The 230-nt window shown below is 63.0% G+C and carries 1 pseudogene; it reads right to left on the bottom strand.

Annotated elements, in window-relative coordinates:
• Positions 1 to 230: pseudogene (locus SB822_RS61450) on the bottom strand (VWA domain-containing protein); the annotation flags it as partial.

Genomic DNA, 230 nt, shown 5'->3' with positions numbered 1-230 from the left:
CTGCTTCGCAAGTAGATGAAGTAGAGCGCGATATCATTGCGCAGCAGGCCGTCTTCAATCAGTTGACGCACACGCGCGTTCAGCTTCGCGCCGCCGTCGGAGACGAGCACGATTGCGCGGCGGCTCGACGAATGCTGCTGATTGAATTCGCCGATCGCAGTCAGCAGCCCGAGATCGAGTTGCGTGTCGGGCATGCCGCGGCCGACGCTCGTACCGGCGATGGCGGCGTC

It is taken from the genome of Paraburkholderia sp. SIMBA_054 (assembly GCF_046534875.1).
In the GTDB taxonomy this organism is placed as follows: Bacteria; Pseudomonadota; Gammaproteobacteria; order Burkholderiales; family Burkholderiaceae; genus Paraburkholderia; species Paraburkholderia hospita.
This window is presented reverse-complemented; position numbering and strand designations above follow the sequence as displayed.